Source organism: Viridibacillus arenosi (assembly GCF_001955655.1).
GTDB lineage: Bacteria > Bacillota > Bacilli > Bacillales_A > Planococcaceae > Viridibacillus > Viridibacillus arenosi.
The window spans coordinates 267,767-289,021 of the sequence record NZ_MSPW01000004.1 but is presented as its reverse complement, the minus strand read 5'-3'; the positions used below and the strand labels follow the sequence as shown (position 1 = coordinate 289,021).

The window sequence follows — 21,255 nt, the reverse complement described above, 5'->3', positions numbered from 1 at the left end:
AATAAAACAGTCACATAATCACAGATGGTTATAGATTTAACAAAGAAAATTTCCTAATAAAATGCCCAGCACACATAGCGCTGAGCATTTTTTATATTAAAAAATTACGCCTAGCTCTTTACCTACTTTTTCATAAGTCGCTAAAGCTTCGTCTAGCATTTCTTTTGTATGTGCGGCAGTTGGCATATTACGTACGCGTCCAGTGCCTTTTGGTACAGTTGGGAAGACGATTGATTTAGCGTATACGCCTTCTTCAAAGAGACGAGCAGAAAAGGCTTGAGTTAGTTTTTCGTCACCAATGATACACGGTGTAATCGGTGTTTCAGATGCGCCGATGTTAAAACCAAGTTTTTTCAGACCCGCTTTTAAATAATCGCCATTTTCCCACAGTTTATCGCAAAGTTCTGTTGAATCAATTAACATTTGAACAGCTGCAGTGATTGCAGCAACATCACCTGGTGGTAAAGCTGTTGAAAATAAAAATGGACGAGAACGTACTTTTAACCAATCAATTAAATTCTTCTTACCAGCTACGTAACCACCTACTACACCAATTGCTTTAGACAGTGTACCGATTTGGAAGTCGATCTCTTTTTCTAAACCGAAGTGCTTCACAGTACCTTTCCCTTTACCTGTTACACCTGATCCATGAGCATCATCCACATATGTAATAAGGTCAAATTCTTTCGCAATTTCTACGATTTCAGGAAGTTTTGCGATATCTCCATCCATTGAAAACACACCGTCAGTGATGACCATTACTTTATTGTATAAGCCTGATTCAGTTGCTGCTTTTGCTTTGGCACGTAAATCGTCCATGTCAGAGTGATTAAAAGCAATAATTTTTGCTTTTGATAAGCGACAACCATCTATAATAGATGCGTGATTTAGTTGATCAGAAAGGATAGCATCATTTTTATCCATAACAGCCGAAATGGCTGCCATATTACAGTTGAATCCTGATTGATATGAAATGGCTGCTTCTGTACCTTTAAATTCTGCTAGTTTCTCTTCTAATTTAACGTGAAGATCGAGTGTACCATTGATTGTGCGGACTGCTCCAGCACCTACGCCGTATTTTTCGATTGCTTCTTGAGCAATTTTCTTTAATTTATCATTTGTTGCTAAGCCAAGATAGTTATTTGAAGATAGGTTGACCAAATTTTTGCCACGCACTTGAATAACTGAACCGTTCGGGCCTTCTACTGGATCTATTTCGTTGTATAAGCCTTGGTCGCGCAGTTGTTGCAAGTTGTCGTCTACGAATGTGTTCAGTACGTTTGACAAGAATATCATCCTTTCAATTTTCGATAAAAATATTGTAGCATACTTTCATCGTTATTTGTACATCTGAAAAGAACTATTACCAACAGCGATATGAAATTCATTGCAATAACTAGACATACTGTCCTTACAAGAAACACAGTTGTACACTCAGAAAAATTAGAATACTTACTTTTCTAGATTATTTTGATGGAAACAGTACATTCTATTAAGTAATTCATCATTCATAACCTCTTCTAAATTTCTCTGTTATGACTCACTCATCTTATTCTAGAGTATTAAAAAAGTGAGTAGACAATTATCTACTCACTTTCTACTTATTTCGTTAACTCTGAAAATGTTACTTGTTCTTCGCCAATACATTTCAATAATAATTTGCGGCTATACGCAAGCGAAAATTGAACAATAGGACCAAGACCAAATGCCATAAGGACAGTACCAAGACCTACAGGACCACCAAGTAACCATCCTGCTACAGCAACTGCAATTTCCATAATTGTACGGGCTTTAGTAATACTTAAACCCAGCTTGTCTACAGCTAAAAGCATCAAGCTATCACGAGGACCTGCCCCAAGATTTGCTGAGATGTACATTCCGCCACCTAAACCTATTAAAATAATACCGATTACGAAGCTAAGAAATTGTAGTGCTAAATGATCAACATCAGGCAATAACCAATTGAAGAAATCAATAAAAATACCGATACACACCATATTGATAAAGGTCCCTATCTTAGGCAATTGACGAGTACCAATTGCTGTAATACCAATAATAATTATGCCAGTAATAATTGACCAACTACCAATGGAAAAACCGAAGTTTTTGAATAGACCTATATGCAGTACATCCCATGAGCCTACCCCAAAGGTTTGCCCTTTAATTGTTAACGAAACACCGAGCGCAATGACGATAAGTCCCGTCATAAAAAATCCCCAGCGCCAACTATTTATTTTATTCACTAGAATCCTTCTTTCTACAGAAAAATGAAAAGCCCTCTACGCAACAAGCATAAAGTGGCTTTTCAATGATAACTAAACTATTATAACAAAATTCGTTCCTATTTAAAATAATACTGTCCTAGATTTATATAATAGCTGCGAATTTCGCATCGATGATTTTTGCTAAAACGGCCGGTTGGATACATATTTGCATGCCTATTTTCCCTGCACTAACAAAGATACGGTCAATCGTTTTTGCTGATTCATCTATGAAGGTTGGGAATAACTTTTTCATACCAATAGGCGAACAGCCACCTCTAATATACCCTGTAGTTGGCAATAAATCTTTGACAGGTAGCATCTCTATCTTCTTTTCCCCAACAGCCTTTGCAGCAGCCTTTAGATTAAGCTCTGCTGCTACCGGAATGACGAAAACGTAAAATCTCCCTTTACTAGCTGTAGAAATGAGCGTTTTATAAACACTCTCGACAGGTTGCCCAATTTTACCTGCAACTGAAATACCATCGACTTGACCGTCTGTGATTTCATATTCTGTCAATGAGTATGGGACTTTTTTTTGGTCCAATAAGCGCACTGCATTTGTTTTTTGTACTTTTGCATTTTTAGCCAAAACATTCACTTCTCCTAAGCAATACGATAAAAGCTAGGCTGCGTCACTCTAAATCCTGATTTCGCCATCTGCACATGATATGAATAGCGAGAAATTGCTCGATCAAATAGACGCTGTTTAAGCTTTTGCTCTAAAGTTTGTGTTGAATTTGTTACTTGCCCAAATTGATTAGTAGAATCTTCTGTTGTAACTGGTTGTTTTACTTTGGTGATTTGATCACGAGTTTGCTGGATTATCTCATTTTCGTCTTCAGTACGTACATCTTGTCTCATTGGTTCTAATGCTGAATGGTGAACTCTCTCTAACACTCCAGTTGTTTTTTCGAGCGTAGCACTAGTAGAGGAACGCATTTTCTCAATAACCTGACTAACTGCAACTGAGGTCTCAACTAATGGTGATGTCTGTTCCATGTTATCTTTTGCTTTAGCACGGAATTCATGGTCCTTTTGTTGAAGCTCACGAATAGCAGCTTGGACTTGCGGCTGATGTTGTTTTTCCTTTTTACCCGTTAGCAAATCCATTAGCTCTTCCAAAGCTGGATTCGACTTTGGTTGAAAATACTGAGCTGTTTTACGATAAGCATCACCTGCATTCTTTTGCCTAAGAGCTCGCTTACGATTTTCAATGTCTGTATACTGATTGTTTAATCGAGCAGCTAATTTCATGCAAATCACCTCTTTTCTAATACCATTATAGTTAAAACCTATTTTAACACCGTTATCTGAAAATTCAAAAGGTCGTTGTTCTCAAATGTTCATAAAATTTTATTGGTAAAAAATACCCATTTATTCATCTTTTGTTCCTAAAAGTTTCTTCAGTGCCTCTGCCATTGCATTGTTTTGTGGTTGATCATCTTGTTTTTTCATATATTTTTGGACTTCTTTTTTAGAAACCTTTGTATTACCAGTTTCCTTCTTACGTTTCTCAAATACCGATAATTTTTCACGATGGCCACATGAGCAAACGAAAATGCGTCCTTCTCCTTCACCACGAAGTTCCAATTTCTTATGACAAACTGGACAGCGCGCATTCGTCACCATTGATACTTTTTTCTTGTGACCACAAGCTCGATCTTGGCAGACAAGCATTTTACCACGTTTACCATTCACCTCAAGTAATAATTTCCCACAATCTGGACATCTTTTCCCTGTAACATTATCATGCTTGAATTTTTGATCGCTCTTCTTAATATCACTAACAGCTTTTTCAGAAAAATTAACCATATCATTAATGAAATCCGATTTTTTTGCTGAACCTTTTGCAATTTTCGTTAATTGTTGTTCCCACTCTGCAGTTAAAGCAGGTGATTTTAAATCTGTCGGTACTAATTCTAAAAGCTGACGACCTTTAGAAGTAGCATGTAGGTCCTTACCTTTTTTCTCAATTAAAAATGAATTAAATAGCTTCTCAATAATATCTGCACGTGTTGCTACAGTGCCAATACCACCTGTTTCACTTAACGTTTTGATTAAGTCCTTCGACTCACCACTCATAAATTGTGCTGGATTTTCCATCGCAGCTAGTAATGTTCCTTCGTTGAAATAGGCTGGTGGCTTTGTATCACCTTGTGTCATTGCAATGGCGCGGATAGCGATTTTATCACCTTTATTGTAGCTCGGTAGTGAACGCTCATCTGTGTCGTCATCATCATCTTGTTGATATACACGTTTCCAGCCCTCATCACGAATTGTACGGCCTTTTACTTTAAATACTTCATTACCCACAGCTAACGTAACCGTTGTTTGATCATATTGGAACGGGCCAAAGAAAACAGCTAAAAACCGTTTGACAATTAAATCGTATAAGCGACGTTCTTTATCAGACAAATCTTGTAAAATAGCCACTTCTTCAGTTGGAATGATCGCATGGTGGTCAGATACTTTTGCATTATCAATAACACCCTTTTGTGGTTGTACTGAATTGTTACGAAGTAAAAGGTTCGCTGCAGCTCGATTATCCCCAACAGCCGATGCTTTAATACGTTCCTTTAATGTGCTCTTCATATCATCCGTTAAATGCTTTGAATCTGTACGCGGATAAGTAACTACTTTATGACGCTCATAAAGATTTTGAAGCGTTGAAAGTGTTTCTTTTGCAGACCAGCTCCAACGCTTATGTGCCTCTTTTTGTAGCTCAGTCAAATCAAATAATGCTGGGGCAGATTGACGTTTTGGGGACGTTTGAATATCTTGAATAACCCCTTCAGTTACAGAGTCTAATTTTTTTAATAACTGTTCAATTTTTTCCTTTTGGAAAGACTGAGATTGATTATTTTGACGGTCAAACCAAGTGAATTTTGTTTCGTTTGTATGTGCTTGTAAGCCATAATACGTTTTTGGTTTAAAGTTTTTAATTTGTTGTTCACGTTCTGCAATCATTGCAAGAGTAGGTGTTTGTACACGGCCAGTGGATAATTGCGCATTATATTTAACTGTCAAAGCACGTGTGGCATTAATGCCAACAACCCAGTCAGCTTCTGCACGTGCTACAGCTGCCTCATATAAATGTTCATAAGAACGGCCATCTTTTAAGTTTTTGAAGCCATCTTTAATAGCTTTATCCGTCACCGACGAAATCCATAAACGTTTAACAGGTTTACGGCATTTCGCTTTTTCTAATATCCAGCGAGCTACTAGCTCCCCTTCACGCCCTGCATCTGTTGCTATAATAATCTGATTGACGTCTTGACGTATTAATTGTGCTTTCACTGCATTGTATTGTTTTGTTGTTTGACGAATAGGTACTAGTTTGAAAGGATTCGGTAATATCGGTAAATCTTCCATCTTCCACTCTTTAAACTTCTGATCGTACTGTTCTGGATCAGCATGAGTAACTAAATGGCCGAGTGCCCAAGTAACAATATATTGAGGCCCCTCTAGAAAGCCATTACCTTTTTTTGTACACCCTAAAACACGTGCTATATCGCGTGCTACAGATGGTTTTTCTGCTAAAACTAAGCTTTTTCCCATATAAATTCTTATCTCCTTATTTTAACGTTTGTAAATGTTCATGTAATACATGCTTAATGATTTCAGGCGTAAATTTATCTGGCAGCATGATGCAATGATAGGACATCCCTTCAAGGAGGGCATATAATCGAATGACTTCTACATCAATATCCAAATCTTCTCTTGCCTCTTTTAAGAATATTAGTAATTCAAGTATCGTTCTCAAAATTTGATAGGAGTTTTCTAAAAGCTCCTGACATTTTGCCCGAATGGCTTCATCCACTAATGCTTTAGATGAAAACGATAGCCAAACCTCCATTTCTAATTTTCTTTCTAAATCTAACGGCAAAAACTGACGTAAGACTTCTAGTATATCTTCTATTGAAGGACCGTTGCCAAATAAACGCATCGCTTCAATTCGTTCATCCGATTTTTTTCGAATTAGTTCCATTGAATAAACTAGTAGATCACTTTGTGTTGAAAAATAGTGCCTTAAAGAGCCAACAGAAAGATTTGCTTCTTGTGCAACGTTGCGCACACTTGCATTTTCCAGTCCCTCTCTTCGAATAACTGCCCAAGTTGCTCGAACAATTTTTTCTCTTTGTACTTCAAATTTATTTATCTTTTCCATTACCCAATCATAACACATTGAACGTTTTTAATACAGTTGTGCTACTTTATTAGTACAGTTGTATTAATTTTGTGTGCAAGAAAATTTAAAAATACTTATTACAACAATTGAAGAAGTGATAACTGTAGTAGAGGGGGTAATTGTAACTTCCAAAAATATTGGTCGTGATATTCTTGGCTCTTTAAGAGGCACTATGAGTGGGGAAAATAAATCGTATACTGAAATGACAAAACAGCACTTGAAGATACAAAGAATCGAATGATTGTGGTGGCAAAAGAAAAAGAGGCAGATGCTGTCATAGGTGTTCTGTATACATCTGAGTTTATGAAAGATGCAACGGTTAATGTGTGTGCATATGGCACAGCAGTAAAATTTATACAAACTAAAAAGGAGTGGCAAAAGCCACTCCTTTTAATGTTGGTCGATTGGTTCCTTCGGAAGATCATTACTTAGTTCGCAGTACTTCCCGAATACTCGTACTAATTCTTGTAATCGTTCAAGAACATTTTCATCTATGATGTTGTTGTCTTTATCAAAGTGACTAGCATGTGTGTATACGTAGTTTGGAGTTACGAGTGCACGGAAGTAGTCGAGGATTGGTTTTAGTTGGTTTTCTACAACTAGGTGATGTTGTTGTGTACCACCATTAGCTACAATTGAAACCGGTTTGTAGCGCAAAGCTTTAGGGTGTAGGAAATCAAATGCATTTTTTAATACGCCTGGAATTGATCCTTGGAATATAGGTGTAGCTAAAATATAACCGTCTGCTTCCTCGAATTTTTTCACAAGTGTTTTCATATCAGTATTATATTGATCAAATGGACGACCATCGACAAATTGATGTTCGAAGTCTGCTAGATGTAATAATTCTAGTTCTAAGCTATCATCAAATTCTTTAATATATGTCTCTATTTGTTTTAAAATTGCACCAGTTTTTCTTCCGATAATTGTACCGTCTACAAGTAAGATCTTCATAGATGTTACCTCCAATTCAAAATTCCTATCGTTATTGTAACAAATGCAGATTCTTTATATAAGGTGACAAGCACAATTTCGACATAATTTCAGTCTTTAGACGGAACAGAAAACTACATTTTTCGCCAAACAAAGTAAACCACCCTACTTAAACAAGGTGGTTTACTTTGAAAATTATTTTTTGACAAAATTATTAACTATCTTCAACAGTTTTTGAATATTACTGTTTATCATTTAACGGTTTGTCTATTTTTTCTTCTTCAAGTATTTCCTTTTCAATGAAAATATCTTGACGTTTCTCCCAATTAAAGATAAGTTCTTCGTCAATTATTTCCTCATGATCATCAACTAATGGGTCTATCTTTCCAATCATTGAAATTTCTGCAGATTCTAATACCCTGACTTTTTGTTTTGTATTTTTTATAGCTACACTATACATAGCTTTTGCTAATGTATTGGCAGCGATAGCACGGTACTTTTTAAGTGGACCACTGAATATAGGATTCAAGATATTCATTACAGCTCCACTAATTTTCTCTGCTGGGCGTACTTCCTCACGATTTCCCAACAGTAACGATGGTCTAAAAATCGATAATTGAGGTAATTCCAGTGCCATTAAATTTTGTTCCATTTTCCCTTTTACTTGATTGTAATAGAAATTAGAATTTTTATTTGCACCCATAGCTGAAATAACAAGTATATGCGGGATACCACATTTTTTTGCTATCGATGCGATATTCACTGGATATTCAAGGTCAACTTTTTCAAACATAGCCTTTGAGCCTGCCTTTTTACGTGTAGTACCTAGGCAGCAATAAAGTTCATGGGAAAATTTGAAATCTATTTCTTCCAATTGATCGAACTGACGAATTTTCACAATAAGTTTTGGATGTTCAAAATTCAAGGCACGGCGAGCAATTACTGTAATCTCCGCGTACTCTTCACTCTCACAAAGGACTTTGACAAGCTCCTGTCCAGTCAAGCCAGTTGCTCCAACGACAATTGCTGAACGCATCAACATAACTGTTCACGCCCCTTCCTATTCTATATACCGTCCAAAATGAAGGATAGTTTAGCCTATGTATCTTACATTCTAGTGATTTTACAGACATAATCATTAATTTTCCACCATAAAGTAGATAGATAAGTTGAAAGGATGGGATTTAAATGACTAATAACCAAACAGAAAATCATTCTAAAAAAACGATTGCATTTGCGGTTGAAGTTTCATCACATAATGACCTATACCCTGTTGAAAGAATCGCAACACTTGTTAAGATGTTCAGCGATGAAAAAATTCTCATTTTCATTAAGCAACCTTCTGAGTTAGCCTTGAAAAAGCTAGCAGCGACAGGAATAGAGCCTATTTCTTACCGCGATCAAAAACAGTTGCTTCAATATATATCGAAACTAAAGCCTGATTTACTTGTACGTGATGGCATAAATACAGAACTCGAAGATACGGAGAAATTAAAAGAAATTGTCCCTGCTCTCGTTCATTTTGATGATTTTGGCGAGGGAGGTAAAGCAGCTGATTGCGTGTTGCATACACTTTATAGAGAAATTCGAGAAAAGGTAGACCCTCATTACTTAACTGGCCCATCTTCATTTGTTGTACCTGAAAAAATTGCAGCCATTACTTCTACTGAAGATGAAGGAGAAAGACCTCATATTGTCGTCGTATATGAAGGTAGTGATTCGGAAAATTTAACGTATCGAACAATGCGCCACTTAATGCAACTGCAAATTCCTGTACGTATCTCTGTATTAGTAGATCCTTCATACGCACATGATATAGATGAATTGAATATGATGGCTTTAAGTCGTAGGAATATTACTGTTATACAAGCTGCTGATATGCTTGAAACTCTACTTTCCCAAGCCCAAATCGTCATTTGTGCAGCAAGTTATACCCCTTACAAAGTTGCTGTTGTAGGCATCCCATGTATCGTCATCTCTCAAAATGAAACAGAAATCATGCACGCATTCCCTCGTGATCAAAATGGTTTTATTCAACTTGGAAGTGGTCGCAAATTAAAACAATCTCACTTGCAAAATGCTGTTATGGAACTACTTTTACACGAAGCACGTCGCGACCGCGCCATTCGAAACCAAAAAAAGCTCGATCTACAAAGTAACAACCATTACATCTATTCCATGCTCATTAATTTTGCGCACAGAACACCAAAAACACAGGCTTTTTTAGTACAAGATCACACCAAGAAAACGCCACGTATGATACAATAATAAAAAAGCTGTGTTGAAATTAGTCGCAGTTCCAGAATTAGACATTACAATAGTCGAAATCTATATAAAGGAGTATTTTCATGCCTACTAAAGCCGAAATAGAATACCAAATATTAGAACTAAAAAGCGACTACATCCGTCATCAAGGTGACATCGAAAAACTCGATTCAATAGGTAACGGATCAGCTGTCGAACAGGCCGAACAGCGCCTAAAAGACATGGAGCAACAACTAGCCGAATTGAACAAACAACTCGCAGCGTTGTCATAACTGCGGGTTTTTTTTATTGTAAAAGCTGATGGCGCTCGTTCAGCTGCGAGGTCGTTGGAAGACGGAAGCCAAAGTCGCTCTTTGACTTTGAGCGCCCGACTGAAACGACCCAAGCAGCTAGCGCCTGAAGCTGGATATCTCATCTAAATGCAAAACCGCCTTTTAAAGGAAAGCAACCTAAGTTTGCGACGTCCTGTCGCAACGGTTGCATGATCAACGTCATGTTGACCTAAAATCGAACTACTAACTATAACAAAAAATACGAATTGCTTCGTTTGCAATCATGCGTTTGGAAATGAATATTTTTTTATAAAGTGCAACTATCGTATTTTATATGGAGGACAAAATAATGAGTATCTTAACAGTTGAAAATCTTGGCCATACATTCGGCGACCGTACACTTTTTAAAGATGTATCGTTCCGTATCGTAGAAGGCGAACATGTTGGTCTTGTTGGGGCTAATGGTGTAGGAAAGTCCACATTAATGAGTATCATCACGGGACAATTAATCCATGACCAAGGCAAAGTTGAATGGTTACCGAACACACATTACGGTTACTTGGATCAGCATACTGTGTTAACACCAGGTAAAACGATGCGTGAAACTTTACGCGATGCCTTTTTACCGCTTTACCAAAAAGAATCTGAGATGAACGAAATTACAGGCAAAATGGCTGAAGCAACACCTGAAGAGCTAGAAGAATTATTAGAACAGATGGCTGAAATTCAAGATGCTTTAGATGCTGGAGATTTTTATACATTAGATATGAAAATTGAGGAAGTTGCACGTGGACTTGGTTTAGATGCAATCGGGCTTGAGCGTGATGTAACAGCACTTTCTGGTGGTCAACGTACAAAATTATTACTTGCGAAGCTTCTATTAGAAAAACCAAAAGTTTTATTACTTGATGAGCCTACCAACTACTTGGATGAAGAGCATGTAACTTGGCTTTCAAATTATTTAAAAGGTTACCCACATGCATTCTTCTTAATTTCACATGATACAGAATTTATGAATGGCGTTGTCGATGTTATTTTCCAATTAGAATTTTCAAAACTAACTCGCTACACTGCCACTTACGAAAAGTTTTTAGAACTAGCTGAAATTAACAAGCGTCAACATATCGATGCTTATGAAAAGCAACAAGAGTTTATTAAAAAACAAGAAGGCTTTATCGCAAAAAATAAAGCACGATATTCTACTACTGGACGAGCTAAGTCGCGCCAAAAACAATTGGATCGCATGGAACGTATTGACCGTCCAGAAACAGCAGCAAAACCTAAGTTTAACTTTAAAGAATCACGTAGCTCGGGTCGTTACGTCGTAGAAGCTGAAAATTTGTTAATTGGCTACGACAAGGACAAACCACTATTACCACCACTTACTTTCGAAATTGAACGTGGTGAAAAAATTGCCCTTGTAGGTATGAATGGTGTTGGTAAATCAACACTACTTAAAACAATGCTTGGCAAAGTTCAGCCTCTTGGTGGTAAAGTAACGCGTGGTGACTTCCTCTTCCCTTCTTATTTTGAACAAGAAGTTAAAGCCGGTAACATCACACCAATTGAAGACGTTTGGAATGCATATCCAAGTTTGGAGCAAAGCCAAGTACGTGCCATTCTAGCATCTACTGGTTTGAAAAACGAGCACATCTCACGTCCATTAAGCCAACTTAGCGGTGGAGAACAAGCAAAAGTTCGTATTTGTAAATTAATGATGGATGAAAGTAACTGGATGCTATTCGATGAACCGACAAACCACTTAGACGTTCATGCAAAAGAAGAATTAAAACGAGCTATGAGAGAATACAAAGGCACAATCATCCTAGTCAGCCATGAACCTGAATTTTACGAAGGTCTAGTTACAAAAGTATGGGACGTAGCAGAATGGTTCTCAACTGGACATCAATAACTAAATGCTGAAGCGGCCCGCTCAGCCCCGACAAGCACTGGAACTTTCGAATCGAAAATATCTTTTCAATTTTCGACCGAGAAAGTGGAAGTGACCTCGAGGGGTTGGCCCCTGAAGCTGGATATCTATCTAAATGCTGATGGTGCTCGTTCAGCTGCGAGGTCGTTGGAAGACGGAAGCCAAAGTCGCTCTTTGACTTTGAGTGCCCGACTGAAACGACCCGAGCCGCTAACGCCTGAAGCTGGATATCTATCTAAATGCTAAAGGCGCTCATTCAGCTGCGAGGTTGTTGGAAGGCGGAAGCCAAAGTCGCTCTTTGACTTTGAGTGCCCGACTGAAACGACCCGAGCCGCTAGCGCCTGAAGCTGGATATCTATCTAAATGCTGATGGCGCTCGTTTAGACTCGATTGGCGTTGGAGGGCTCGAACACAAGACGCTTTTTGTCTTGTGCCGAGAGACCGAAACGCTCTGAGAGTCTAGCGCCTGAAGCTAGATATCTATCTAAATGCTAAAGGCGCTCGTTCAGCTGCGAGGTCGTTGGAAGGCGGAAGCCAAAGTCGCTATTTGACTTTGAGCGCCCGACTGAAGTTGGAGAACGAATATCCGCAAGCTAATAGCATCTAAAGTTAATTATTTCTCTAAAAACTAAAACTCCGCTTTTGCGGAGTTTTTTCAAATCCTATACATTTACCATGGTTTCATAGATATCCCTTGAAATCAGCAACATATCGTGTAAAAATTATTATAAGGAAGGTGTTTTTATGGATTCAGACAAGAAAGCTAAAATAGTACAAAGAAAAAAAAATAAACTTAAGAAATATGCAATAAAACTCTTCTTCTTAACAATAGGAGCACTTATCATGGCTGTTGGGTTGGAAATGGTACTCATCCCAAACAACTTGATTGATGGTGGCGTTACCGGTATTGCCATTATGGCCTCTCACCTTACAAATCTTTCACTAGGGTTATTCCTATTCCTCTTTAACTTACCATTTCTATATTTAGGCTATAAACAAATTGGTCGAACATTTGCCTTTTCAGTCGCTTATGGTATCGTCGTTTTATCAATAGCGACTTCATTTATGCATAATTCATCAGCATTTACAAATGATACTCTATTAGCTACGGTTTTAGGCGGTATATTACTAGGTATTGGTGTTGGGATTGCAATTAGAGCTGGCGGTTGCTTAGATGGTAGTGAAACATTAGCCATTTTATTCAATAAAAAGTTGCCCTTCTCTGTAGGACAAATTATTTTATTCATGAACTTATTTATTTTAGGTAGTGCAGGATTCGTATTCGGTTTTGACCGCGCTATGTATTCGCTTATTTCATATTTCATTGCATTCAAAACAATTGACCTTGTTTCTGAAGGCTTGAATCAAACAAAATCCATCTGGATTATTAGTGATGAAGCAGATGAAATTGGAGATCAGATTATGTCTCGCTTAGGTCGCGGTATTACTTACTTAAATGGACAAGGCGGCTATTCAAAAGATGATAAACAAGTGATTTTCTGTGTTATCAGCCGTTTAGAAGAAGCTAAGTTAAAAAACATTGTAGAAGACGTCGATCCTTCTGCATTCCTTGCTTTCAGTAATATGACTGAAATTCAAGGCGGAAACTTTAAGAAAAAAGATGTTCACTAAATAACTCATACTTTCAAAATCCACTGGGCATAATTAGTACAGTGGATTTTTTTTATTTATCAGCTACTATTTTTGTCGAAAATTCAAACTTTCTGCTTTAGATGTTAATTTAACTTGTTTTTCATATCAAAACCATTGACTTATATATATCTTACTTGTAAGATATAAGTATAATAATCAGTAGAGAAAGCGGGATAAATAGATGGCTGTTACAATTTTTACTCAAACGAGCTGTACATCATCAAAAAAGGCTTTACAGTGGCTAAAGGAAAATAACATTTCTTTCACTGAAAAGAGAATTACCTCTGATCAGTTAACATTGTCTGAATTCAAATTGATTTTAAGCATGACTGAAGATGGTACAGACGAAATTATTTCTACAAACTCTAAAGACTTCAAAAACTTAAATTGCGATATAAATCAACTTTCTATTCAAGAACTATATGATATTGTAAAGGATCATCCAAAAATGCTACGTAGCCCGATTTTGGTCGATGAAAAACGCCTACAAGTTGGCTATAATGATATGGATATTCGTCGTTTCATCCCACGCAAGGTGCGTGCTTATGAGCTTTATGAAATGCAACGCCTTTCACTAGAAGGCTGAATGAAACATTTTGGAGATGAGTAATATGAATGATGCTAGAAGAGAAAGCATTTCTTCATTATTTGAAGTAGTTGCTACTTTAGAGCGCAAATGGGCAAATGAATGGAATAGCCAGAACAGTCTAGGCTTTTCTAAAACGCATATTTTAATACTAGATCTTCTAAATAACGAAGGTCCAAAACGTCCTTCAGCTATCGCTGAAAAACTTCAAGTGACAACAGGTGGAGTAACTGTTCTAACTAGCAAACTAATAAAAACTGGCCTTGTTAAAAAGACGCAAAATGAAACAGATCGTCGTGCATCACAACTTGAAATTACAGATACTGGTAGAGAACTCCTATCAAAGGCACATCGCCATGTAAATGAAATTATCGAAAAAATGTTTGGCATGCTCAGCGAAGAAGAAATTCATACGCTCAGTAAGATTTTCTCTAAATGCTTATTTGGTTCATAACAACCGCTAACATGAAATTATTGTGTTAGCGGTTTTATTTTGAACAAAATTTTGGCCAAATCCTATAGTTGGAATATCATACTTCCTACCATACCAAAATAGCTACCCACATTTGGGTAGCTATTTTCTTATATATTTACCGTTTTTCAAGGCGGCGATCTCTGTATAGATTGCCCGACTTTTGATTAACGGACAACTATAGATTAAGCAGGCATGATTGCCTCAACTGAAGATTGATCGGCCATCATCATTTCTTTTAGACGTTGTTTCGCACGGAATAAACGAGATTTAACTGTACCGATTGAAACATTCATTAATTCTGCAATCTCAACAAGTGAGTATTGATTTACATAGAAATATACTAATGTATTGCGATATATAGCATCTAATTTACCAATTTTATCTTGCACAATTTGAGCGATTGCATCTTGCTCAATAACTTCCTCAGTAGATAGTTCATTATTGGGAACCAAATCTAGTACAGGAACGTCTAAAGTATCAGGTTGGTTCATCATGTATTTACTACGACGAACATTTTTGCGATAACGGTCGCGGAAAGTGTTCATACAAATTGTAGTTAACCAAGCTTTGACGTGATCTACGTCTGCTACATAAGATTCATAACGTACAACTTTCACCCAAACTTCTTGCATTAAATCCTCTGCCTCTGCTTTATTGCGAGTTAGTTTTAGACATAAATGATATATATAACGATTATATTCCTCATAAACTGTTTCTAGTGTTGTATTTGTATTTGTATTTGTATTTGTTTTCATTTTCATTACCTCCGATTCGCGTCTTGCTTTGTTAACCCTATTGTCGCAAAAACAAACCTTTCACTCTATCGGATTCTCTTTCAATTTTATTACATTCATGTAAGGTTAATATATAAATCATGTAATCTAGATTCTAAAACGTTGGTATATCAACTATCTAAAGTGAAAGCTTACATTACAAAAGAAAAATCCTACCCAAAATTTTGGATAGGATTTTATTTATTTTCGATTACTCTTCCTCTTTATCAGATTCGATTGGCTTTTTTGTAATAGTTAACTTAGCAATACGGTTATCATCCATTTCATTTACTACTACATGAAGATTCTCAAAATCAAATGATTCATTTTCTTCTGGAACATGTACGCATTGTTCAAGGACAAAACCGCCTAACGTATCATGGAGCTGTGGAATATTTACTTCAAAAATGCGATTAGCTTCCACAATTTCAAGACGACCATGACAAACAAGTTTAGTTTCAGTCACTTCATAAATGAGCGACTCCTCTTCCTCATCCGATTCATCCTCGATTTCTTGTCCAATCATTTCTTCTATTATATCTTCATGAGAAATAATCCCAAGCGTCCCTCCATATTCATCTAAAACTATAGCTAAATGCTTTTTCTTAGCCAGCATTAATTTAAATACTTTTTCTACATTGATATTCGAAACTACAAAAAGTGGTTCGCGATCTATGAAATCACCTAGCGTTTTCGAAGGATCTAATGTCCATTCAATAAATTTCTTTGAATAGAACATACCGACAATATCATCCATACTTTCATCATAAACCGGATAACGGGTAAACGAGTATTCCAAAATGGTATCGCGCACCTCTTCAAACGTTGAATGAATAGATAGTCCAATAACCTCTGTTCTGTGCGTACCGAGAACATCTGATACATCTTTATTTGGAAAATCCATAACACCTTTAAGGCGTTCTGATTCATCAAAAGCAAATGTTCCTTCTGTTGATGCAATGTCCACCATAGTTCGAAGTTCTTCTTTCGTCAGTATTGCTTCTTTCACTGCTCCATTTGAAATGATTTGGATAAAAATATTGGTAAAACTTTGGATAATCCAAGTAATTGGGCGCAAAATTTGCACTAATAATGCAATGATTGGAGCGACCATATAAGCAATACGATCCGCAAAAGTTACAGCGATTGTTTTTGGAAGTACTTCTCCGAATATAATGATAATTACTGTCAAAATTGTAGTAGCTACCGAAAGTGGCCACCCATGTCTAAGTGCAATGATGGTTAAGAACGTTGGCAAAAGTATATTCGCAATATTATTTCCAATTAAAATTGTTGTAATCATGCGGTCCGGATGCGAAATGAGCAAAAACAATTTTTCAGACATGCGATCTCCTTGCTCAGCACGCAACTGGACCTTCATCCTATTGATAGCTGTTAAAGCTGTTTCACTGCCTGAAAAGAAAAATGACGCCACCAAACATATGATTAAACCTATAAACTCCAACTAAACTTCCTCCTGTTAATAAACGAATTCAGAACATTTTCATATAGACAATATACCATATTATTGATAATCCACCTCTTTTTCATGTGTACCTTTCAAATTATTTAAAGGGATATGCTATACTTATTTTATTATCGAATATTTCGAAATGGGGGATAATTATGAATAGTATAGACCAATATTTCACTACCAAACGTGAGGAACATTTGGAAGAATTAAAGCAGTTTTTATCTATTCCAAGTATCAGTTCTTTATCTGAACATAAAGAAGACATGAAAACTGCCGCTGCTTTTTTAGGCGATGCTATGAAAAAAGTCGGATTAGAAAACATCACAATTAATGAAACTGGGGGCCATCCCGCTGTTACTGCAGATTGGTTACACGCTGAAGGCAAACCAACCATTTTAGTATATGGTCACTATGATGTACAACCTGTTGATCCTTTAAACTTATGGGATAGCGAACCGTTTAAGCCTGAGATTCGTGACAATATTTTATATGCACGTGGTTCAAGTGACGATAAAGGTCAAGTGTTCATGCATATTAAAGTCATTGAAGCTTTAATGCAACTAAAAGGTGAGCTACCCGTTAACGTGAAATTTTTAATCGAAGGTGAAGAAGAAATCGGTAGTAAAAACTTACCGGCATTCGTTGAGGAACATAAAGACTATCTAGCTGCAGATTTAGTTTTAATTTCAGATACAGGTCTTTATGCACCTGGGAAACCTGCTGTTTGCTATGCTTTACGTGGTTTAACAGGCGTACAAATAGATATTCGTGGAGCGAAAGGTGACCTTCATTCAGGACTTTATGGTGGTGGTGTACAAAATCCAATACATGCTTTAGCTGATATTTTAACATCCTTCCATAATGAGCACGGCACTATCACAGTGGATGGCTTTTATGATAACGTTGTTCCTCTTACTGACGAAGAACGTTCAGCATTTCGCGCTTTAAACTTTGACGAGGAAGGTATCAAAGAGGAAATTGGTGTGAAAGAGTTATTCGGTGAAAAGGGTTACACTTACCTTGAACATACATGGGCGCGCCCAACACTTGAAGTAAACGGCGTATTCGGTGGTTTCTCTGGCGAAGGTATTAAAACAGTTTTACCTGCTGAAGCTGGTGCAAAAATAACTTGTCGCCTTGTTCCTAATCAAGATCCTGAAGAAATTGTAGAAAAGCTACGCGCACATATCGCAGCTCACAAGCCAACTGGCGTTGAAATTACAGTTACTGACTTTGATAAAGGTAAACCATTCATTACACCAATGAACCATCCACTAATCCAAGCTGCTGGACGTTCTTACGAAAAAATATATAACACTCCAACAGCATATATTCGTGGTGGTGGTTCAATTCCTATCGTCGCAGCATTTGATGAAATTCTAGGAACTCCAGTAATCTTAATGGGCTTCGGACTTTCAAGTGAAAACTTCCATGCACCAAACGAACACTTCCATCTAGAAAACTACGACAAAGGACTCCGTGTTATCAGCGACTACTACTACGAAGTAGCAGCAGTTGATAAGGATGCCCTATAAATAAAATACGCTCCTTTTAAAAAAGGAGCGTTTTTTATTTGCAAAATTAATTTAATCAGAGATTTAGTACTTTATTCATATTACTCGAACTCCTTTTTTTGCATTGCTTGAGGCCGCATTTAACCTACTCATCTTTTCTTTTGCTACTTAGGCTTCCATTTATCCTACTCGCCTACTCTTTTACTTCACTCAAGCTCTCTTTATCATCCCCTCCCCTCAAAATCAAAGAAATCCCGCATACGTTTGGTTAACGCATGCAGGATTTCTAATACCATAGAAGTACTATGGTTAGTGTATATTTCTATTCACCAAAAATCGTTACAATTTCACTTGCTGATTTACGTGGTTTTTCTTTTGGTACAAGATCATAGTAGCCGAATTGTAACATGCCGATAATGCGTTCACCTGATTTTACACCCATTGGTTCACGGAATTTTGGATTATCTAGCCAAGCAGGAGTTTTCCAGCATGCACCGATTCCTTTATCCCAAGCAAGCAGCTGCATATTTTGTATAAAGCTACTTGCTGCGGCGAAGTCTTCTAAACGTTCTTTTTGTCGAGCATCTTCTGGAATGACTACAAATGCATATGCACCTGGTAATGAGAATTTACTCATCTTGCTTTGAAGCTCATCTTCTGAAAGTTCTTTCCAATTTGGTACAGCAAATTCACGAATAAGGTCTTTTAATGGTTCTAATTCAGGACCGCATGCCACTACTAATCGCCAAGGTTGACGGTTACCGTGATTAGGTGCCCATACTGCATCGTCAATTATCGACATTAAATCTTCACGATCAATCGGCTGACCATTGAACATTTTAATGGAACGGCGTTGTTTAATTGCTTCTATTACTGTTAATGATTGTTCCTTCATTTCCATCACTCCTACTCTGCAAATTTTTACAATTTGGCAGTAAGTTTCATCATACGAGTTATGTATGCATCACTATCCACCATACCATATTCCTAAAAAAAAACAAAAAATGACGAAAGTAATCCTTATCATTTTTATTATAAAAAGTTTGTTTGATTGCGGCCGCTATTTTTTGACTGATAAAGTGCTTGATCAGCTGCTTCGATAAAATCACTTACTGATTCAAATGAATGCATAAATGTCGTAGTGCCACCAATGCTAATAGTTGCAAATTGTATATCACTTCTACCTTTATGTTCAAATTTAGCATTTTCAACTGAACTGCGTATTTTCTCAGCAAGTATCCTTGCCTCACCCTCGCCCATATCTCGAATAACGATTGCGAATTCTTCTCCACCATAACGAGAAATTACGCCTCGGTCAGCTACGATATCCTTCATTATATTCACAGTATGACAAATAAGATCGTCACCTTTTAGATGACCATATGTATCGTTATATTTTTTGAATTCATCAATATCAATCATGAGTATTGTTAGAGGCCACTTGTCTTTGTAACTTTTTCGGAAACAGATTGGTAGTCGATCTTCAAAATAGCGTCGATTATTAATGCCTGTTAAGCCATCTAATTCTGTCAGTTGCTTCAATCGCTCATTTTTCAACTGTAATTCATATGTTCTTTCATGAATCTTTTTGTCAAGTGATGTATTTAACGTCATTAATTCCTTGCTAAGTAATTCAGATTCATGGAAATTTTTTGCGTAATTGCGACTTAAATTGAATGCTTGCAAAATGACGTAGAAGAAAAATCCGTAAATTGAAAGCATGAGTGTATCTATTAAACCCTTTGCAAACAAATAATCGTTCACCACCGTTATAAAAAACAATAAATTCGCTATTAAGTTCATTAGAGCAGTAGGTCTTTTGTTAACAAAAGCCTTTACTAATATAATCGTTATGAAAATCATAAGTATAAAAGCAAGAGGAAAAATGTCAAAGAAAAGAGATTTAAAAAAGCTCGGTGGTGTTACCCACGTTAGCAATAATAGAGGCATAATTATTGCTATTACTATATAAACTATCTTCTTACCAGCTTCTCTAGGGAATAGTCGAGAAATAAAACCTATATATACTAAGACTGATCCGTAAATTAATGTGTGCTCTATTCGCTTTAGTAAAAACCAAGACAAATGTGAGAACTGCATTTGCAAAAGCATTGGCCCTACGAAAAGTGAGCGCACCGCTATGAATAGACTCAACAAGCCAAAATAAAGGAAAGGTCGTTCAGTTTTCCTATATAAAAAAATAATTATATGGTATATCCCTATAATAATTATACTGCCATTCATAAATAACAGAGCTGCTTGCCGATCTGAATGATAATTGACTATAGCATTTGCTCGTCCAAATAAAATCTCTTCACTTGGCCCACCAACGTTGTCTTCAAAATTAGACACTTGCAAAACGACTAAAATCTTATCAGAGTTAGGAACGAAATAGCCAATTTTAGGTGTCATTGAAGGAGCTGATGTATCTTTAGAAGTACCAACAGAACCACTCGTTGAAATGGGCATTCCATCAACAAGCAAGGTATAGGCGCTTGATTGGAAACGAGTAGAAAGCGCAAATGTATGACCAATTTGCTCTTTAGGAATTTTCAAATAGAGAGCAAATGTTGCATAGTCTGTTATATTCCTTAAAGAGTCATTCCAAGTTCTTGGCAAATATTCTTTATCAACATTAGATGTTATAATCCTCTTCTCTATCTCTCTATTAGATAGTAGTTCATGAGTAAAAAATAACCATTCACCTCGTAATGGAATGATAGAACTCTCTGCTATATCTGTTTGATTGATTACTAATAAGCCGTATTTGATTTGGGAATTAGTTTCATAATCGACTAATGTACAGCCACTGAGGATGAATACAAATAGTATTAATGCACTGATCTTTCTCAATTGTACTCCTCCAAATATTTGATAATCGATTAAAAAAGGGTTGTTTTCATAGTTGTTTTTCCTACATACTGTAA

General features: G+C 36.7%; 21 protein-coding genes. 9 read left to right on the top strand and 12 right to left on the bottom strand.

The window, feature by feature from the left end:
• Nucleotides 1–96: 96 nt before the first annotated feature.
• The 6 genes from BK137_RS10160 to BK137_RS10135 all read right to left on the bottom strand — a co-directional run bounded on the left by BK137_RS10160 (nucleotide 97) and on the right by BK137_RS10135 (nucleotide 6,432).
• Nucleotides 97–1,296, bottom strand: a complete 1,200-nt coding sequence (locus BK137_RS10160; protein ID WP_179078261.1) for a glycine C-acetyltransferase — start codon at nucleotides 1,294–1,296, stop codon at nucleotides 97–99.
• A gap of 305 nt (nucleotides 1,297–1,601) precedes the next feature.
• Nucleotides 1,602–2,243 carry a YczE/YyaS/YitT family protein gene (locus BK137_RS10155; protein WP_038180250.1) on the bottom strand — a complete coding sequence of 214 codons (642 nt, stop codon included), beginning with the start codon at nucleotides 2,241–2,243 and terminating at the stop codon, nucleotides 1,602–1,604.
• 124 nt (nucleotides 2,244–2,367) lie between these two features.
• Entirely contained in the window at nucleotides 2,368–2,853 is a 486-nt protein-coding gene (gene ybaK, locus BK137_RS10150) for a Cys-tRNA(Pro) deacylase (protein ID WP_038180252.1), read from the bottom strand.
• A 14-nt stretch (nucleotides 2,854–2,867) separates the two neighbouring features.
• Nucleotides 2,868–3,518 (bottom strand): hypothetical protein, encoded by a 651-nt coding sequence (locus BK137_RS10145; RefSeq protein WP_038180254.1) that lies wholly within the window; start codon nucleotides 3,516–3,518, stop codon nucleotides 2,868–2,870.
• 120 nt (nucleotides 3,519–3,638) lie between these two features.
• Nucleotides 3,639–5,822 (bottom strand): DNA topoisomerase III, encoded by a 2,184-nt coding sequence (locus tag BK137_RS10140; protein ID WP_038180256.1) that lies wholly within the window; start codon nucleotides 5,820–5,822, stop codon nucleotides 3,639–3,641.
• A 16-nt stretch (nucleotides 5,823–5,838) separates the two neighbouring features.
• On the bottom strand, nucleotides 5,839–6,432 hold the full coding sequence (locus BK137_RS10135) for a TetR/AcrR family transcriptional regulator (RefSeq protein WP_038180258.1): 594 nt from the start codon (nucleotides 6,430–6,432) through the stop codon (nucleotides 5,839–5,841).
• A 73-nt stretch (nucleotides 6,433–6,505) separates the two neighbouring features.
• Between BK137_RS10135 and BK137_RS10130 the strand changes: the two genes are divergently transcribed.
• Entirely contained in the window at nucleotides 6,506–6,694 is a 189-nt protein-coding gene (locus tag BK137_RS10130) for a heavy metal-binding domain-containing protein (RefSeq protein ID WP_051448581.1), read from the top strand.
• On the top strand, nucleotides 6,691–6,885 hold the full coding sequence (locus BK137_RS22985) for a heavy metal-binding domain-containing protein (protein WP_051448582.1): 195 nt from the start codon (nucleotides 6,691–6,693) through the stop codon (nucleotides 6,883–6,885). The genes BK137_RS10130 and BK137_RS22985 overlap by 4 nt, the downstream gene beginning before the upstream one ends.
• On the opposite strand, the gene BK137_RS10120 is transcribed toward BK137_RS22985, so the two are convergent.
• Nucleotides 6,844–7,407, bottom strand: a complete 564-nt coding sequence (locus BK137_RS10120) for an NADPH-dependent FMN reductase (RefSeq protein WP_038180259.1) — start codon at nucleotides 7,405–7,407, stop codon at nucleotides 6,844–6,846. The genes BK137_RS22985 and BK137_RS10120 overlap by 42 nt on opposite strands.
• 220 nt (nucleotides 7,408–7,627) lie before the next feature.
• Nucleotides 7,628–8,428, bottom strand: a complete 801-nt coding sequence (locus BK137_RS10115; RefSeq protein ID WP_038180260.1) for an oxidoreductase — start codon at nucleotides 8,426–8,428, stop codon at nucleotides 7,628–7,630.
• A gap of 146 nt (nucleotides 8,429–8,574) precedes the next feature.
• Between BK137_RS10115 and BK137_RS10110 the strand changes: the two genes are divergently transcribed.
• The 6 genes from BK137_RS10110 (at nucleotide 8,575) to BK137_RS10085 (ending at nucleotide 14,546) form a co-directional block, all read left to right on the top strand.
• Entirely contained in the window at nucleotides 8,575–9,654 is a 1,080-nt protein-coding gene (locus tag BK137_RS10110; protein WP_038180261.1) for a PseG/SpsG family protein, read from the top strand.
• A gap of 80 nt (nucleotides 9,655–9,734) precedes the next feature.
• Nucleotides 9,735–9,923, top strand: a complete 189-nt coding sequence (locus BK137_RS10105; RefSeq protein ID WP_038180262.1) for an SE1832 family protein — start codon at nucleotides 9,735–9,737, stop codon at nucleotides 9,921–9,923.
• Between the two features lie 349 nt (nucleotides 9,924–10,272).
• Nucleotides 10,273–11,835, top strand: coding sequence for a ribosomal protection-like ABC-F family protein (gene abc-f, locus BK137_RS10100; protein WP_038180267.1), 1,563 nt, complete (start codon nucleotides 10,273–10,275; stop codon nucleotides 11,833–11,835).
• A 762-nt stretch (nucleotides 11,836–12,597) separates the two neighbouring features.
• Entirely contained in the window at nucleotides 12,598–13,485 is an 888-nt protein-coding gene (locus BK137_RS10095) for a YitT family protein (protein WP_038180285.1), read from the top strand.
• A gap of 202 nt (nucleotides 13,486–13,687) precedes the next feature.
• Entirely contained in the window at nucleotides 13,688–14,092 is a 405-nt protein-coding gene (gene spx / locus BK137_RS10090) for a transcriptional regulator Spx (RefSeq protein WP_038180286.1), read from the top strand.
• A gap of 25 nt (nucleotides 14,093–14,117) precedes the next feature.
• Nucleotides 14,118–14,546: a MarR family winged helix-turn-helix transcriptional regulator gene (locus tag BK137_RS10085; protein ID WP_038180287.1), complete on the top strand. Its 429-nt coding sequence runs from the start codon at nucleotides 14,118–14,120 to the stop codon at nucleotides 14,544–14,546.
• A gap of 203 nt (nucleotides 14,547–14,749) precedes the next feature.
• On the opposite strand, the gene BK137_RS10080 is transcribed toward BK137_RS10085, so the two are convergent.
• Together BK137_RS10080 and BK137_RS10075 are read right to left on the bottom strand one after the other, a co-directional pair.
• Complete coding sequence (locus BK137_RS10080) at nucleotides 14,750–15,322, bottom strand: RNA polymerase sigma factor (RefSeq protein WP_038180288.1); 573 nt, start codon at nucleotides 15,320–15,322, stop codon at nucleotides 14,750–14,752.
• Nucleotides 15,323–15,551: 229 nt separating this feature from the next.
• Nucleotides 15,552–16,805 (bottom strand): hemolysin family protein, encoded by a 1,254-nt coding sequence (locus BK137_RS10075; RefSeq protein WP_038180291.1) that lies wholly within the window; start codon nucleotides 16,803–16,805, stop codon nucleotides 15,552–15,554.
• A 161-nt stretch (nucleotides 16,806–16,966) separates the two neighbouring features.
• Here BK137_RS10075 and BK137_RS10070 point away from each other — a divergent pair, with 161 nt between their 5' ends.
• A complete protein-coding gene (locus BK137_RS10070; protein ID WP_038180292.1) occupies nucleotides 16,967–18,349 on the top strand; it encodes a dipeptidase in 1,383 nt (460 codons plus the stop codon).
• 301 nt (nucleotides 18,350–18,650) lie between these two features.
• On the opposite strand, the gene BK137_RS10065 is transcribed toward BK137_RS10070, so the two are convergent.
• Both BK137_RS10065 and BK137_RS10060 read right to left on the bottom strand, forming a co-directional pair.
• Complete coding sequence (locus BK137_RS10065) at nucleotides 18,651–19,223, bottom strand: nitroreductase family protein (RefSeq protein WP_038180295.1); 573 nt, start codon at nucleotides 19,221–19,223, stop codon at nucleotides 18,651–18,653.
• A gap of 137 nt (nucleotides 19,224–19,360) precedes the next feature.
• Nucleotides 19,361–21,181 (bottom strand): sensor domain-containing diguanylate cyclase, encoded by a 1,821-nt coding sequence (locus BK137_RS10060; protein ID WP_038180297.1) that lies wholly within the window; start codon nucleotides 21,179–21,181, stop codon nucleotides 19,361–19,363.
• Nucleotides 21,182–21,255 lie beyond the last annotated feature (74 nt).